The organism is Peptoniphilaceae bacterium AMB_02 (assembly GCA_036321625.1).
GTDB classification, from domain to species: domain Bacteria; phylum Bacillota; class Clostridia; order Tissierellales; family Peptoniphilaceae; genus Microaceticoccus; species Microaceticoccus formicicus.
On the sequence record CP143259.1, the window covers coordinates 104,273 to 118,740 of the forward strand.

A 14,468-nucleotide genomic window follows, 5' to 3' on the forward strand; every position below is an offset into this window, starting at 1 on the left:
TTAAATTTTATATAAACTTTAGAGTTCAAATGGATTTTATGATATCATATAGTTGTTGAAATGAATATAATTCAACTAAATATAAATTAATATAATTGAAATATTAAACAAGAGGAATGACATGAAAAAACAACGGAAATTCACCGTGATGACAATAACATATGCCAGCTTTTTTATCGGACTTTCTGTGGTAATTAATACCCTTAGGATTGGAAACTTAAGCTTTTCAGGCTTTCCTATCATATTTTCGGGCTATGTACTGGGACCTGTCATGGGATTTGTAGTAGGACTACTTGCTGATATACTTGCTTTCATAGTGAGACCCGCAGGATTTCCCTTTAATCCGGTTTTTACATTTACATCCGCACTTACCGGTATGATACCTGTTCTGATTACAACTATTCTGGGAGATGATTATCCCGATTACAAATTTTGGAAGATACTTATAGGTGTTTTTATCGGACAAGTCATCACCTCCGTAATAATGACACCGTACTTGATGTCCGTAATATATGGTAAGTATACTTTCTGGTATTTGATGATTCAAAGTGCTATTAAACAAGCGGTTTCGATACCGATTTACGCAGTTTTGATAAAAATAGTTTGGGATAGAATGAAATATATAGTCCATATTGACTGACAATTGCAAAAAAAAGAGATTTGATTGAAGAATCAGATCTCTTTTTTATTGGAAGATTACAAACAAGGGATAGAATCAAGCAAAAAATAAAAATAATTAATTATAAAATTAAAAATAATTAATTATAAAATTAAAAATAATCAATTAATACAACGTTGTAATTAAAAATATTAATCTCTACATTGACATTATTAAAATGAGGTGTTATTATATATTTAAGAGGTGATCGAAATGGTAAAAACCAATTTGAGTAATTGTCCCGTATGTGACAGAGATCTCGTAATAAGAGAATATGAGTGTTTAAAATGTCATACTACAATTAGAGGACATTTCAGGCAAGATAAATTTTCAAAATTAACTCAAGAACAAAAAGATTTTATAGAGATATTTGTAATGAAGAGAGGAAGTATCAAGGAAATAGAAAAAGAACTTGGTATATCATATCCGACTGTCAGAAATAAACTGGATCAAGTTATAAATGCACTTGGACACAAGGTGGAAAGTGACCAATCTCGCATAGAGATACTTAATATGCTAAACGAAGGGCAAATAAGTCCCGAAGAGGCTGCAGAAATGATAGAAAATTTAAATTTGGAGGGTAACAATGAGTAAAGAAAAATTATTGGTTTTAAATATGCTTAAAGAAGGCAAGATTTCAGAGGAAGAAGCATTAAGACTTCTTGAGGCTATGGGCGAAACTAAAGATGTAGAAGAAGACAGCGAGAATAAATTTAAAGACTTCGAAGAAAATGTAGTTAGCAAAATAACCAGTTCATTAGAAAAACTATTTAAAAAGACTTCAGAAACAATCCAGAACATCGATTTAGAAGATTTTAATATCAGTTTTGGTTCAAGTTATGGTAGATATAAGTCCAAAATAGAGAAATCACAATCACTGGAAATTGCGGAAATCGAAAATCCTAAACTTAAAATCGACAATATCAATGGTAAGATTGAGATTTATCCTTGGGATAATAGCTTTATCGATTGTATAGCAAAAATCTATTATGATGAAAAACTGTTGGGACCTGACCATGAATTCTTCAAATTAGAAAAAGTGGAAAATGAAATATCTATTAAACCTATATTTCATTCCGGTGGGTCACAGCCATTTGAACTAAACCTAGAAGTTTCTGTACCTAGAAGATACTACGAAGCATTGATGGTAAAATCGGTTAATGGAGGAGTAGACGCAGGTATACTGGATTTAGGATACCTTGAACTTGAAACGACTAATGGTAAAATAACTCTAAATTCAATGACTGCTGAAAAGTCAGTAATTGAAACTAAAAATGCTAAAGTAGAAATAATCGACCATAATGGCAAGAGCTTAAATATCACCAATACCAACGGTAAAGTTATAATCACAGGTCTTTATGTCAATGAAACCGAAGTTAAGACTATAAATGGCAGCATAGCTGTTCAGGATATCTCAAATGTTGCATCCAAACTTGCGACTTATACTACAAATGGCAGTATAAGGGTTGGAATTGGAAGCTATGTAAGAGGCGTTAAAGCTCAATATGAAAAAATGAATAAATACTCCACAAAAGTAGTGCTATCAGATAGATTTACAAGCATAGTACAGGACGGTAAGGACGTAATAGGTTACACAGAAGGATTTACTGAAGAAGCCGAAGATTCTTTGAGACTGTTCGGATCGACTGTAAACGGCAGTATAAATGTAGAATAAATTATTAAAGTCTCGGTATAAATTTACCGGGACTTTTTTATGGGAATAATGTAAGACGGTGAAATTTATCTTTTGATACCGTTAAAATAGTAAGAAATAAATATCGAAAAAGTGATAAATTCAAAAGAGAATTATATTTAGGTAAAAAAAAGATGCAGGTAAACAGAAAATAACTCTCAATCCATTTATGTATGTTAGTTTAAGATTTTTTAGGGTAAATAATGCATAGAAATTTAAAATACAGGAGAAGGTGAAATTGATGAAAAAAATGCACTTAGCATTTACACTAGCCTTGATCTTGGTATTTACAGCAGGATGTCAAGGAGAACCAAAATCCAAAGTTACAATCCCTAAAATAACGCAAAACGAAGAGCTTTTAATCGATGCAAGTGGGCAATACGCTAAAATCTTTGAGATTAAAGCACCCGGAATGAGCAGTATGACAATAAACACAGAAGTGTGGCATAGGGGTCAGAAGGTCGTAGACAATGTGTTTAATCAAGGAGAAATGGATGAATATAAATTGGTATTAGCGTATTGGGATGAGAAAAATGATAAAGATGAAAACATTGGATTTAACTGGAGGATTTTAAAAGAATATAATGGAATAAAACTGAAATCTAAAACATTCACTTATTCATACCCTCATGGACAGGTTGCCACTGGATGGTCTCTTAATCCGGATATGAAAGAAGATGAAAAAAGTTTCGAATTAAAACCCGATAGCGAATATATTTTAGCAGGTATGAATATTGATTTAGATGGAAAGGGTATTTCATCTTTTGACTTAGGTGAAGTTAAGGATGGTCAAAGGAATATAAATGATGAAATCAAAGATCAAGAAGCCATACTTATATTAAGAATCAAGACAGGTAGTGCTAAATAATGAGTAAAAGTTGGGATTAAAAGCCATAAATTAACAAAAAATATAAATTACACACTAATATTAAAAAAATACGACATAAGGCTTGACAGAATATAATATTAGATGTATTATTATATTAGAATGATTCTAAACGCTTTAGGAAAGGAGAAGTTATGAATGAGAAACTGGATGCCTTAAAGCTATTAGAAGAGCACGGGATAAAACCCTCATTCCAAAGGGTGAAGGTACTGGAGTATTTAATCCTTCACGATACGCATCCAACTGCGGATGATATCTATAAAGGTTTAATTGATGAGGTTCCTATACTTTCGAAAGCAACGGTATACAATACGTTAAATCTATTTTCTAAACAGAAAATAGTAAATACCATGTCAGCTGACAATCAAGAAACCAGATATGATTTGTTGATGGATGAGCATGGACACTTCGTCTGTGATAGTTGTGGTGAGATTTTTAATTTCCCATACTTATACAAAAATAGATATGAAGGTCTGGAAGACTTTAATATCAAAAAAGAAGAAATAGTATTAAGAGGTACTTGTAGTAAGTGCCTTCAAAAATAAAAAAACTAGGAGGAATCAAATGACTGAGAACATTAATCAAGAAGTAAACTTTCCGCTAATCGGATCAAGAGCACCGGAATTTGAAGCTGTAACTACACAAGGGGATATGAAATTCCCTCAAGACTATGAAGGAAAATGGGTAATTTTATTCTCACATCCGGCTGACTTTACTCCGGTATGTACCACTGAGTTTATGACATTTGCATCAATGCATGATGAGTTCAGAGAATTAAATACTGAATTGGTAGGACTATCAATAGACTCAATACATTCACATCTGGCATGGTTAAACGCAATAAGAGGATACACTTGGAACGGAATTGAAAAACCTGCCATAGATTTTCCTGTAATAGCTGACCTTAAAATGGATGTTGCTAAAAAATACGGAATGCTTCAAGGCGAATCAGATACATCAGCAGTAAGAGCTGTATTCTTTATTGATCCAAAGGGAGTTATTAGAACAATTCTATACTATCCTGCAGCACTGGGAAGGAATTTTGATGAAATTAAGAGAATCATTCTAGGTTTACAAAAAGCAGATGCTGAAAGCGTAGCACTTCCAGCTAACTGGGAACCGGGCAAAGACGTTATAGTACCACCACCAGGAACATGTGGAGCAATCAAAGAGAGAATGGAACTGGCAAAAGGCGAAGGATACGAAATGAAAGACTGGTTCTTAACATTTAAAGAAGACAAATAAATAAGTAAGAAAGCCACCACTTTTTAGTGGTGGCTTACTTGTTTGGAATTTTTAATATCTAAGTATTACAATGATCTAAGAATAAGATAAAAATATAGTACATTTATAGCTGCCCAGACAATGGTTTCAGGTTTTTTGCTTTTTCTGAAATAATAGTAAGTGCTCCAAGCTGCGATGGATACGATAAAAAGACTTATCAGGATGCTCTTTAAAAATATTTTGAGGATAAAAAGAGCAGCGAATAAGCAGGTTATAATGATTCTATACTTTTCGTAAAGATTTAAGAAATTCAATTTATTACTCCTCCTATAATTAAATCTTTTGCAATCAATCAATTTCAGTTATCAGTTCTGCTTCTTCCAGGTTTCCGAATGTTATAGCGCTTGATTTTCCAAGTTTCGATGTATCTGCAAGTACATATGCTTTTCTACATTTCAGCATGGCTTTTCTTTTTATTAAACCTTCTCCTGCATCTGGTGTTGTGTATCCGTTTGAGTTGGAAACTGCATTTGTACCGAAAAAACCAATATCAAAATTCCACTTAGATATGGATTCGACGCATTCTTCGCCTACTATTGCCATTGTAGATTCTTTTAACTCTCCTCCGGGAAGATAGACCTTAAGTGATTTTTTTATTAGACTCTGTGCTATCAATATATCATTTGTGATATAGACTGCTTTCTTAGGTAGTTCAAATCCCGTTATCTCATAAGTCGTAGTTCCCGCATCGATATAAACTCTATTTCCTTCTTTAATAAGCAGACTTGCCTTTTCTGCGATTATTTTCTTTGAATCTTGATTTTGCTGACTTCTAATAGTGCTGCTGACATCGATTCGGTGATCGGTTTCAATTGTGATTGCTCCACCATGAACTTTTTTAAGTAATTTCTCTTCGTCCAGTTTGATTATATCTCGTCTAATTGTAGATTCCGAAGCATCGAGTAATTCTGCAAGTTTAATCACAGATGCAGAACCCTCAGTATTTACCAAATCCAGAATGACTTCTCTTCTTTGTTCGCTTATCAAAATTATCACATCCATAAATAAAATATATTTATATTGTGTCATATTAATCATAATCCGTCAAATTAATTCTTGAAAATGAAATTAAATGACTGAAAACGATTGACAATTAAATTTTAAGTGGTATAATAGTATTAAATAATTCAAAATCAGTCACAAATAATCAAAAATAGGAGGAATAATGATTACGACTCTATCCCTAAATCCATCATTGGATTATATTGTAGACATTGAAGATTTTAATATCGGAAAAATAAATAGGACAAAATCGGAATATATGCTTCCGGGAGGAAAAGGCCTGAATGTCAGTCAGGTACTAAAGAACCTGGGCATGGCATCTACGGCTCTTGGTTTTGTAGCCGGCTTTACAGGGCGTGAACTGACTCGGATGCTGGATGAGCAAAATATCTCCAATAAAATGATAGAAGTAGAAAATGGTTTTACAAGAATTAATCTCAAAGTAAGAGGAGATATAGAAACGGCTGTAAATGGAATGGGACCGATAGTCACAGATGAAGATTTTAAGAAGGTGATTATAGAGTTGGAAAAGCTAACCGAAGGAGATGTTCTAATCCTTTCGGGGAATATTGCACGAAATATGAAAGAAGATTCCTATAGGCTCATTATGGATAAGGTACCTGATAGTGTAAAGGTTATTGTCGATGCTACAAAAGAGCAATTGATGAGCGTGGCAGATTTAAAACCTTTTCTGATTAAGCCAAATCATGAAGAATTGGGCGAATTGTTCAATGTGGAAATAAAAGATAAAAAAACTGCTGGAAAATACGCAAGATTATTGCAGGAAAAAGGATTCAGGAATATATTGGTTTCTATGGGTGGTGATGGAGCAGTGATGTTAACTGAAACCGGAGACGAATACCATGCAAATGCTCCCGTTGGGAAATTGGTAAATTCTGTTGGTGCAGGCGATTCTATGGTTGCAGGATTTATCTATGGGTACTTGGAACTTGCAGATTATACAGAGGCTTTCAGATATGGAATTGCTGCAGGATCAGCAAGTGCATTTTCTGAAAACCTAGGGACCGGAGAAGAAATTATGAATTTATTGAGTCAAATAAAAATAGGATTGGTGGAGGAAAAACAATGAAAATTACTGATTTAATTTCCAGGGAGAGTATTAAACTGAATGCATCTTGCTTGGATAAAGCAGATGCAATTCATCAAGTTGTCGATCTTATGATGAAGAGTGGTAGGATATCGGATAGAGAAGTTTTTGAAAAACGAGTATTTGCAAGGGAAGAAGAAGGTACTACCGGTGTCGGTGAGGGAGTTGCAATCCCACACGGAAAATCTGAAGCGGTCATTAAGCCGGGTATAGCAGCGATGACAGTACCTGAAGGTGTTGACTATGAGTCACTGGATGGAGAACCTACCAAACTCATATTTTTGATAGCAGCACCGGCTGAAGATTCTAATGTACATCTGGAGATGTTAAGCAAGCTTTCAATGATGCTTATGGATTCAAACTTCATAGAAAGCCTAGTAGCTGCAAAATCTGTTGATGAATTTCTTCAAATCATAAATGATGCACAAGCTGAAAAAGATGGTGATAATGAGGAAATCATCCCTGAAGAAGTTAAAAGCGAATCACCAAGACTGAAACTGCTTGCAGTGACAGGTTGTCCAACCGGAATTGCACATACTTACATGGCACAAGAAGCACTTGAGAAAAAGGCTCGTGAACTGGGATATGATATAAAGGTTGAGACGAGAGGCTCAGGTGGAGCAAAAAATGTACTGACAGCTGAAGATATAAGGGAAGCTGACGGAATCATAGTTGCATCCGATACAGCAGTTCCAATGTCCAGATTTAACGGGAAAAAAGTAATAGAAACCAAGGTGTCTGACGGTATCTCAAAACCCGGAGAACTAATTGAAAAAGTGCTATCAGAAAGCACCAAGACATATAGAGCGAGTGAAACTGAAACAGTTGAAACGAGAGACTCTGAAGGCATCGGACATAAAATATACAAGGACCTGATGAGTGGGGTATCCCATATGCTTCCTTTTGTCGTAGGTGGAGGAATCCTAATTGCATTGGCATTTTTGATTGATGGATTCAGTGTAGATATGAATGCTTTACCTGAGGATTTAAGAGGAAACTTCGGCTCGATAACTCCAATAGCTGCCATGATTAAAGATATCGGAGGAACCGCATTTAGCTTTATGCTCCCAATACTGGCAGGATTCATTGCTCTTAGTATTGCAGATAGACCCGGTCTAGCAGTGGGTTTTGTCGGAGGAGCGATTGCCGCAGCTGGAAAGAGTGGATTCTTAGGCGCATTAGTAGCAGGATTTTTGGCAGGCTATATTGTAAAGTTCTTAATGAAGGCAACTGAATCTCTGCCTAAGAGTTTAGATGGAATCAGACCGATATTAATCTATCCACTACTTGGAATACTTCTAATCGGTTTATCGATGTTCTATATAATAGAACCCATAGTAGGAGTAATAAATACCGGTTTAAATAATTGGCTAAACGGACTTCAAGGTGTAAGCTCAGTAATTTTAGGTATGATTCTGGGTGGAATGATGTCAATAGATATGGGAGGACCTTTTAATAAGGCGGCATATGTATTTGGGACCGCATCTATTGCAGCCGGAAATTATAATATTATGGCGGCAGTTATGATAGGCGGAATGGTGCCACCGACAGCAATCGCACTTGCAACATTATTATTTAAAAATAAATTTACAGAAACAGAAAGAAAATCAGGACCTGTTAACTTCATTATGGGACTTTCATTTATTACAGAAGGTGCAATACCATTTGCAGCAGCAGATCCATTTAGAGTAATACCTGCTTGTATAGCAGGATCTGCATTAGCCGGAGGACTTTCAATGTTATTTAACTGTACATTAATGGCACCTCATGGAGGGATATTTGTATTCCCTGTAGTAGGAAATGGACTTATGTACTTGGTCTCTTTAGTTGCAGGTACTGTATTAGGAGCAGTTTTACTAGGTATTTTAAAGCGAAATCCTCAAATATAATAGACGAAGGGATCGATAAAAAGCTCTATCGGTCTCTTTGTTTCCGGACTATTTCATTTATTAAGTATAGAGCTTATGATAAAATAGATGTGAAAACTGGAATAGAAGATCTGATAGAGATTTTATTCTAAGGAATATAAAACAGAGTCTTTAGAATTGAATTTAGATTAAGTGATTATCTCTTTGTTCCGTTTTAGCACGGTTTATAAAATAAGACTTTAAAGAGCGAAGAAGGAGAAAACGATGATTGTATACCGATGTGCAAATGCTGAAGATTTAGAAGGAATCAAAGAATTACAACAAAAGTACCATGTTTCTACAATTAAAGAAGAATACAAAAAAGATGGATTCGTGACAACATTATTTACTGATGAACAATTCTTGGCCTTAATAGAAAAGGAGAATGGACTTGTAATTGCACTTGATGGAGATAAAATAATTTCATATGCAATGTCGGCCTCATGGGAATATTGGAGTGAGTGGCCACTGTTTAGACATATGATTCAGGACCTCCCAAATACAGAGTATTTAGGACAGAGACTTTCTACAGAAAACTCCTACCAGTATGGACCTGTATGTATCGATATGGAGTATAGAGGACGTGGAGTTCTAGAAAATATATTTGAATATTCCAGAAGGCTTATGGTTAAAAGATATCCGATTCTCATTACTTTTATAAATCAAATAAACCCAAGATCCTTAAAAGCACATACTGATAAAGTAGGACTTGATTTGATTAAGACTTTTGACTTTAATGACAATCACTACTATGAACTAGGTTATGACATGAATAAGCCCGTTAAAGGCGCAAGTTTAGAGTAGTTTAAACAATAAAAATCTCCTTTTATGGGATCTAAAACCCATACAAGGAGATTTTTGATTTCTATTTGTTTTCATTTTCTTCGTCATATTTAATAGAATACTCTTCTAAATATGCAGCAAGTTCTTCAACGCTTCCACTGGACTCTTTCCATTCATCATAGGGTACGTAAAAAGCATGCACACTGCTCTTATCTGTAGCATCTTCGTTGCCGGTTATTAATATCGAATAAATACCTAAATCCAAATTGTTTTTTATAGCCATATCTTCCACTTTTAAAAATTGCTTTGCAAGATTTACATAACTCGTATCATTATCTTGAACGTGTAAGTCAATTGAAAGAGGCTTAGGAATAGCATCTAAAGAAAACTTGCTATCTAATGGGAAACCCTCATAGTTTTCGATTTTAGAACTGATAAATCCATAAGTCAAACTTGATTTATCAAAGTTAGATTCAATAATCGGATCCGTTATTTCTCGTAGTTCTTTCTCAAATCTAATAAAAGTATGGAATCCCTTCTTCATAATCTCATAATCATCGTATTTAACCTTACCCCAAAAGTTGGTTGAAACCGTAAAATGTTTGTCTGAAGAGTTTTCGGCTCTGAATTTATGGTGATATTTAGATGTTTTAAAATCATACTTGGTTTCTTCGTACTTGTATTCATCAGAATAATTCTTTTGGACAAACTTTTCTGCTTTTGATTTTCCTAGCATGCTGGAAATCGGATTTCCGTAAAAACCGGACAAGAAATAAATGGCCACCAACAGCGCTGCTATTAAGAGTATAACTAATAATTTTTTCATAAAATCTCCTTATTGTTTAATAGGCAAATACATTTAGTTGAATGATTAGTGCTTATAAATGGATAAAAAGCAAACCTGCTAATGTGCTTCTAGACTATAGTTAACATGGTTTATAAACACTACGATAATTACTCCATTTAATCATAACATAAGTAAACCGGTTATGAAATGTTTTGAAGTATTTAATGATAAGTTTTAGTCTATCTAATAGGATGCCGAATAGCAGAAATAAAAAGCTCATGCACAATAAGCTTAAGCACCAAAATTTGCTCTACGCTTTTATGCAATAGGTTTTGCTGAAGCTTCATCGACTCCCTGTTCTGCAAGTGCATTAAAATAGCCGCGAAGATACTCTGTATCACAAAAAACTTCCAAGGATATAACCTTGCCCCAAGCTATTGTAATTACATGAACGCCTCTATTTGAATAAGAATTGCCCTTTCTATCAGTAAGATAATCAGTCCATTCAAGCATAGCTGTAGTATGCCAAGGAAATCCGCTAATAGAAATTTTTTCTATCTCAAATCTTAAGTCCGGCATAAGCCTTGATAGTCTTGCATACCATTCCAAGATGGAGGCTTTACTTGTCCTCAACCCGGAAAGGGGATGATCTTCTCCTGAAAACCAATGGCTTACATTATTATCTCTAAACTGTTTGGTTATAAACTCATAATCTCCACGATTAAGTGCTGCAAATGAATTCAATAAATTACGCTTTACTATAGAATGATACATTACATCCTCCAATAAAAAATATTTAAATAACCGGATGTAATCATATTATATTATATAATTAATGTTATGAACAAATGGATAGTTCTATCAATACCTAATGGAGAGATGCGAATAAACCGGAAAACAAGACTAATACCAATCGCATTAAACTGCTCTCAACAATAGTTTTGCAGTTTACAATATGATAAAATACATTTAAGAGAAAAAACTTAGAACTCGCTTTTTAAATACTTTAGGACCTGATTTCTTGAAGGGTTAATTATTCCTGACTACAAGAATATAAAGAAATCTTTAGAAAATCAATTTTGGCTATAATAAATGATATAATTGTTAAAAGATTTGAATCTACGCATAAAATAGATTTTTTGACTTTAATATATTAAGAAAAGGAAGAAAAAATGAGAGAATTTAAGAAAATAGTTCCATATCTGGTTGTAAATTTCATAGCTTTCTACTTGCTTCCAAATTTGATAAGTGATACAGGTTCAGGTATGTTTATACTTCTTGTAATCATTCCTCTGACCTGTGTATTAACGGGTATTGTTCTTGGTATGAAAAACACGTTTAAATGGTATTATCCTGTTTTAGTAGGGTTATTATTTATTCCGTCGATTTATATTTACTACAATGAGTCGGCTTTGGTTTATGCCCCTGCGTATGGGATACTGGCATTAATAGGATCTCTACTGGGAAAGATGGTCTTTAGACTAAAAGGAAGATAATTTAGAGAATAATGGCGAAATAGAAACTATTATTTTAAAAGCATGTAAGAGGACTATAGGAGAAGGATTATGTTTAAGGATAAAGTAGTTGTTATCACCGGGGGTGCGAAGGGGATTGGGAATGCGGCTGCAAGTGCATTCGCCTCTGAAGGCGCACATGTCTGTATAATAGATAAATTAGAGAATGAGTACTTTGTCGGAGATATAAAAGATAAAGTGGTTTTGGAGAAATTTGCAAAAAAAGTAATAGATGATTTTGGGCGTGTCGATTTTTTGATAAATAATGCACTACCACCCATGCATGGTATCGATGATTGTTCCTATGAACAGTTTACTGAAGCTTTACAGGTAGGTCTTACTGCACCTTTCTATCTGACAAAACTCTTTTTGCCGTATTTTACTGAAGAGGCAGTAATAATCAATATATCGTCCACCCGGGACAGTATGAGCCAACCTCAGACAGAAAGTTATTCTGCAGCTAAAGGAGGTATCTCTGCACTTACCCATGCTCTTGCCGTATCGCTTGCCGGTAGAGTAAGGGTCAATTCTATTTCGCCAGGATGGATAGACACAACGGACTCTGAATTTACAGGGGCGGATGCAGTTCAGCATCCCGCTCAAAGAGTTGGTAAACCGGACGATATTGTAAATATGATAAAATATCTATGTTCTGAAAAAGCAGGTTTTATAACCGGAGAAAATATAAGGATTGATGGCGGAATGACTCGTCAAATGATTTATCATGGCGATTACGGATGGACTAAGGAATAAACACAAATGGGGATAGTATTACGAGTAATTATAAATATCGATTGTAGATATCCGTAATAGTATCCCTTATTATTTAGATTTTTAATAAGACATTATAGGACAGAGTTACTATAAGAATTAACGAATGAGGTGATAAAAATGGATATCTATAAATACTGGGAAGATTGTGTCAATCAAGATGAGAATGCGCTAATTGGGTACTTTCATCAAGATGCATATATTAATTGGCATAACACAAATGAAAGTTTCACACTCAAGGAGTTTATAACTGCTAATTGTGAATACCCCGGCAAATGGAATGGCGAAGTAAAACGAATTGAGAGAATTGAGGACTTAGTAATTACGGTCACTAAAGTCTATTCTATGGAGACCGATGAATCACTACATGTAATATCGTTTATTAAATTAGAAGAGGGCAAAATCAAATCCATAGACGAGTATTGGGGAGAGGATGGCAATCCGCCTGAGTGGAGGCAAAAGAAGAATATTGGACATCCAATCGTCGAGTGATTTTACTAATATTAAAAGGATGATTGAATTGCCTAAACCAGTGATGAAAAATTTAATAGATGCATATTTTATTTGAAAAACTTGGTTTTAAGGACAAAAATCCGGGAATTTTGTTTGTGTTAGCTATTTTTAATAAGTGATAATGATAAAACCGGTAAGATTAAATGTGGAATCGACTGAATATAAAGGAGAAATAATGAGAATAGAGTTAGAAAATATAGTAATAAGAAAAGCAAGTATATCAGATGCACCGATTCTAAATAGTTGGTGGAATGATGGCAAGGTTATGGAACATGCAGGATTTCCATACGGTCTTGGAGAGTCTCTTCAGCAAACTATTGAGAATGTTGTGAGCGCACAAGGAAAACAGAGGAAGCTATGCATCATTGAAATAGACGGTGTCCCCGTAGGTGAAATAAGCTATACCATAAAAAATAATACTGCTTATCCGGGCTTTAAGATATGCAATGACGCATATCAAAATAGAGGCTACGGGACTAAAATTATACTCATGCTCTTCGAGTTTTTATTTAATGATAGAGAACTAAATACTCCGGAGCCTATAGAAAAAATAAAATGGGATACCATGCTTTCAAATACAAGAGCTATTCATGTATATGAATATAAGATTGGTGCTAAAAAGTCCGGTATAGAGTATAAGGCATGGAAAGATCAGCTCGGTGAATTTAGGGATGCCATATATTTTGAAATCAGTAGAGATGAATTTTTAAGACTGCATACAGATAAAACCAATAATGGCAATATTATGGACGCTAAAGGTTTTGATAAGTGGGCATCGAGCTATGACGAATCTGTTAGTAAAAGCGAAGATGAGAACAGATATCCATTTGCTGCTTATACGGAAGTAATGGAGGAAGTCAATAGACAATTGACTGAACTTTTAGGATCTGAAATCTTGGATATGGGCATAGGTACAGGTAAAAATACTTCCAAACTTTATAAAAAAGGCTACAGTATCACCGGTGTTGATTTTTCTTCAGAGATGTTGAAATTGGCGAAAGAAAAAATGCCTGACATAAAAACGATTAAGCATGACTTTAAAGATGAACTTCCAAAAGAAATAACTTCAAATAAGTATGATTCCATACTATTCACTTATTCTATTCATCATCTAAATGATGATGAGAAGTCCTGTCTATTAAATAATTTATATCCACTGCTGAAAAAAGAAGGTAAAATCATAATAGGCGATGTAATGACCCAAACAGAATCTGAAATGACAATGGCACAGGAAAGAGATAATGAGATATGGGATTTTGATGAGCATTATATAATTGTAGAGAAACTGGTTTCAAGTCATCCTGAATTTAGAATCTGTTTTTATCCAAAGTCGTATTGTTCAGGTGTTCTTGTATTAAATAAGATTATAAAATGACGAAAAATCTTAATATAGCTATAAGGGAATATAGAGATGTAGAGGATATTTCAGACGGTGGAATTCCAATTTACATGAGCAAGGGGAAATAGGACTTTTAAACTTCTTAATCCAGCTTGTATTTATAATTTTTAGTATAGTAAAACTAAGATAGCATTAAAAAAGAGATTTTATAGAGACGGCGTTA

General features: G+C 34.3%; 16 protein-coding genes. 13 read left to right on the forward strand and 3 right to left on the reverse strand.

Going from position 1 to position 14,468, the window contains the following annotated elements; all coding sequences use genetic code 11:
* Window positions 1–121 precede the first annotated feature (121 nt).
* The 6 genes from VZL98_00435 to VZL98_00460 all read left to right on the forward strand — a co-directional run bounded on the left by VZL98_00435 (window position 122) and on the right by VZL98_00460 (window position 4,482).
* Window positions 122–640 (forward strand): folate family ECF transporter S component, encoded by a 519-nt coding sequence (locus VZL98_00435; GenBank protein ID WVH63453.1) that lies wholly within the window; start codon window positions 122–124, stop codon window positions 638–640.
* A gap of 231 nt (window positions 641–871) precedes the next feature.
* Window positions 872–1,252: a DUF2089 domain-containing protein gene (locus VZL98_00440; GenBank protein ID WVH63454.1), complete on the forward strand. Its 381-nt coding sequence runs from the start codon at window positions 872–874 to the stop codon at window positions 1,250–1,252.
* Window positions 1,245–2,333, forward strand: a complete 1,089-nt coding sequence (locus VZL98_00445; protein ID WVH63455.1) for a DUF4097 family beta strand repeat-containing protein — start codon at window positions 1,245–1,247, stop codon at window positions 2,331–2,333. The genes VZL98_00440 and VZL98_00445 overlap by 8 nt, the downstream gene beginning before the upstream one ends.
* Before the next feature lie 259 nt (window positions 2,334–2,592).
* Window positions 2,593–3,219, forward strand: coding sequence for a hypothetical protein (locus VZL98_00450; protein ID WVH63456.1), 627 nt, complete (start codon window positions 2,593–2,595; stop codon window positions 3,217–3,219).
* 152 nt (window positions 3,220–3,371) lie between these two features.
* The gene (locus VZL98_00455) at window positions 3,372–3,782 is read left to right on the forward strand and encodes a Fur family transcriptional regulator (GenBank protein ID WVH63457.1); all 411 of its coding nucleotides are present in this window, start codon (window positions 3,372–3,374) and stop codon (window positions 3,780–3,782) included.
* A gap of 19 nt (window positions 3,783–3,801) precedes the next feature.
* Window positions 3,802–4,482 (forward strand): peroxiredoxin, encoded by a 681-nt coding sequence (locus tag VZL98_00460; GenBank protein WVH63458.1) that lies wholly within the window; start codon window positions 3,802–3,804, stop codon window positions 4,480–4,482.
* 327 nt (window positions 4,483–4,809) lie between these two features.
* On the opposite strand, the gene VZL98_00465 is transcribed toward VZL98_00460, so the two are convergent.
* The gene (locus VZL98_00465; GenBank protein ID WVH63459.1) at window positions 4,810–5,523 is read right to left on the reverse strand and encodes a DeoR/GlpR family DNA-binding transcription regulator; all 714 of its coding nucleotides are present in this window, start codon (window positions 5,521–5,523) and stop codon (window positions 4,810–4,812) included.
* A gap of 163 nt (window positions 5,524–5,686) precedes the next feature.
* Between VZL98_00465 and pfkB the strand changes: the two genes are divergently transcribed.
* The 3 genes from pfkB (at window position 5,687) to VZL98_00480 (ending at window position 9,342) form a co-directional block, all read left to right on the forward strand.
* Window positions 5,687–6,613 (forward strand): 1-phosphofructokinase, encoded by a 927-nt coding sequence (gene pfkB, locus VZL98_00470; protein WVH63460.1) that lies wholly within the window; start codon window positions 5,687–5,689, stop codon window positions 6,611–6,613.
* A complete protein-coding gene (locus tag VZL98_00475; GenBank protein WVH63461.1) occupies window positions 6,610–8,520 on the forward strand; it encodes a fructose-specific PTS transporter subunit EIIC in 1,911 nt (636 codons plus the stop codon). Before pfkB ends, VZL98_00475 begins: the two co-directional genes overlap by 4 nt.
* A gap of 243 nt (window positions 8,521–8,763) precedes the next feature.
* A complete protein-coding gene (locus tag VZL98_00480; GenBank protein WVH63462.1) occupies window positions 8,764–9,342 on the forward strand; it encodes a GNAT family acetyltransferase in 579 nt (192 codons plus the stop codon).
* Window positions 9,343–9,403: 61 nt separating this feature from the next.
* On the opposite strand, the gene VZL98_00485 is transcribed toward VZL98_00480, so the two are convergent.
* Window positions 9,404–10,147 (reverse strand): hypothetical protein, encoded by a 744-nt coding sequence (locus VZL98_00485; GenBank protein ID WVH63463.1) that lies wholly within the window; start codon window positions 10,145–10,147, stop codon window positions 9,404–9,406.
* Window positions 10,148–10,426: 279 nt separating this feature from the next.
* Complete coding sequence (locus VZL98_00490) at window positions 10,427–10,882, reverse strand: nuclear transport factor 2 family protein (protein WVH63464.1); 456 nt, start codon at window positions 10,880–10,882, stop codon at window positions 10,427–10,429.
* A 398-nt stretch (window positions 10,883–11,280) separates the two neighbouring features.
* On the opposite strand from VZL98_00490, the gene VZL98_00495 reads away from it, so the two are divergent.
* The 4 genes from VZL98_00495 (at window position 11,281) to VZL98_00510 (ending at window position 14,281) form a co-directional block, all read left to right on the forward strand.
* On the forward strand, window positions 11,281–11,604 hold the full coding sequence (locus VZL98_00495; protein WVH63465.1) for a hypothetical protein: 324 nt from the start codon (window positions 11,281–11,283) through the stop codon (window positions 11,602–11,604).
* Between the two features lie 69 nt (window positions 11,605–11,673).
* A complete protein-coding gene (locus VZL98_00500; GenBank protein ID WVH63466.1) occupies window positions 11,674–12,375 on the forward strand; it encodes an SDR family oxidoreductase in 702 nt (233 codons plus the stop codon).
* Between the two features lie 138 nt (window positions 12,376–12,513).
* Window positions 12,514–12,885: a nuclear transport factor 2 family protein gene (locus tag VZL98_00505; GenBank protein WVH63467.1), complete on the forward strand. Its 372-nt coding sequence runs from the start codon at window positions 12,514–12,516 to the stop codon at window positions 12,883–12,885.
* A gap of 196 nt (window positions 12,886–13,081) precedes the next feature.
* Window positions 13,082–14,281, forward strand: coding sequence for a GNAT family N-acetyltransferase (locus VZL98_00510; protein WVH63468.1), 1,200 nt, complete (start codon window positions 13,082–13,084; stop codon window positions 14,279–14,281).
* The last annotated feature ends 187 nt before the right edge of the window (window positions 14,282–14,468 follow it).

Bases quoted from the DNA above. Each gene is read 5' to 3' on its own strand.
- VZL98_00435 (WVH63453.1), top strand. From the start codon at position 122: ATGAAAAAACAACGGAAATTCACCGTGATGACAATAACATATGCCAGC.
- VZL98_00440 (WVH63454.1), top strand. From the start codon at position 872: ATGGTAAAAACCAATTTGAGTAATTGTCCCGTATGTGACAGAGATCTC.
- VZL98_00445 (WVH63455.1), top strand. From the start codon at position 1,245: ATGAGTAAAGAAAAATTATTGGTTTTAAATATGCTTAAAGAAGGCAAG.
- VZL98_00450 (WVH63456.1), top strand. From the start codon at position 2,593: ATGAAAAAAATGCACTTAGCATTTACACTAGCCTTGATCTTGGTATTT.
- VZL98_00455 (WVH63457.1), top strand. From the start codon at position 3,372: ATGAATGAGAAACTGGATGCCTTAAAGCTATTAGAAGAGCACGGGATA.
- VZL98_00460 (WVH63458.1), top strand. From the start codon at position 3,802: ATGACTGAGAACATTAATCAAGAAGTAAACTTTCCGCTAATCGGATCA.
- VZL98_00465 (WVH63459.1), bottom strand. From the start codon at position 5,523: ATGGATGTGATAATTTTGATAAGCGAACAAAGAAGAGAAGTCATTCTG.
- pfkB (WVH63460.1), top strand. From the start codon at position 5,687: ATGATTACGACTCTATCCCTAAATCCATCATTGGATTATATTGTAGAC.
- VZL98_00475 (WVH63461.1), top strand. From the start codon at position 6,610: ATGAAAATTACTGATTTAATTTCCAGGGAGAGTATTAAACTGAATGCA.
- VZL98_00480 (WVH63462.1), top strand. From the start codon at position 8,764: ATGATTGTATACCGATGTGCAAATGCTGAAGATTTAGAAGGAATCAAA.
- VZL98_00485 (WVH63463.1), bottom strand. From the start codon at position 10,147: ATGAAAAAATTATTAGTTATACTCTTAATAGCAGCGCTGTTGGTGGCC.
- VZL98_00490 (WVH63464.1), bottom strand. From the start codon at position 10,882: ATGTATCATTCTATAGTAAAGCGTAATTTATTGAATTCATTTGCAGCA.
- VZL98_00495 (WVH63465.1), top strand. From the start codon at position 11,281: ATGAGAGAATTTAAGAAAATAGTTCCATATCTGGTTGTAAATTTCATA.
- VZL98_00500 (WVH63466.1), top strand. From the start codon at position 11,674: ATGTTTAAGGATAAAGTAGTTGTTATCACCGGGGGTGCGAAGGGGATT.
- VZL98_00505 (WVH63467.1), top strand. From the start codon at position 12,514: ATGGATATCTATAAATACTGGGAAGATTGTGTCAATCAAGATGAGAAT.
- VZL98_00510 (WVH63468.1), top strand. From the start codon at position 13,082: ATGAGAATAGAGTTAGAAAATATAGTAATAAGAAAAGCAAGTATATCA.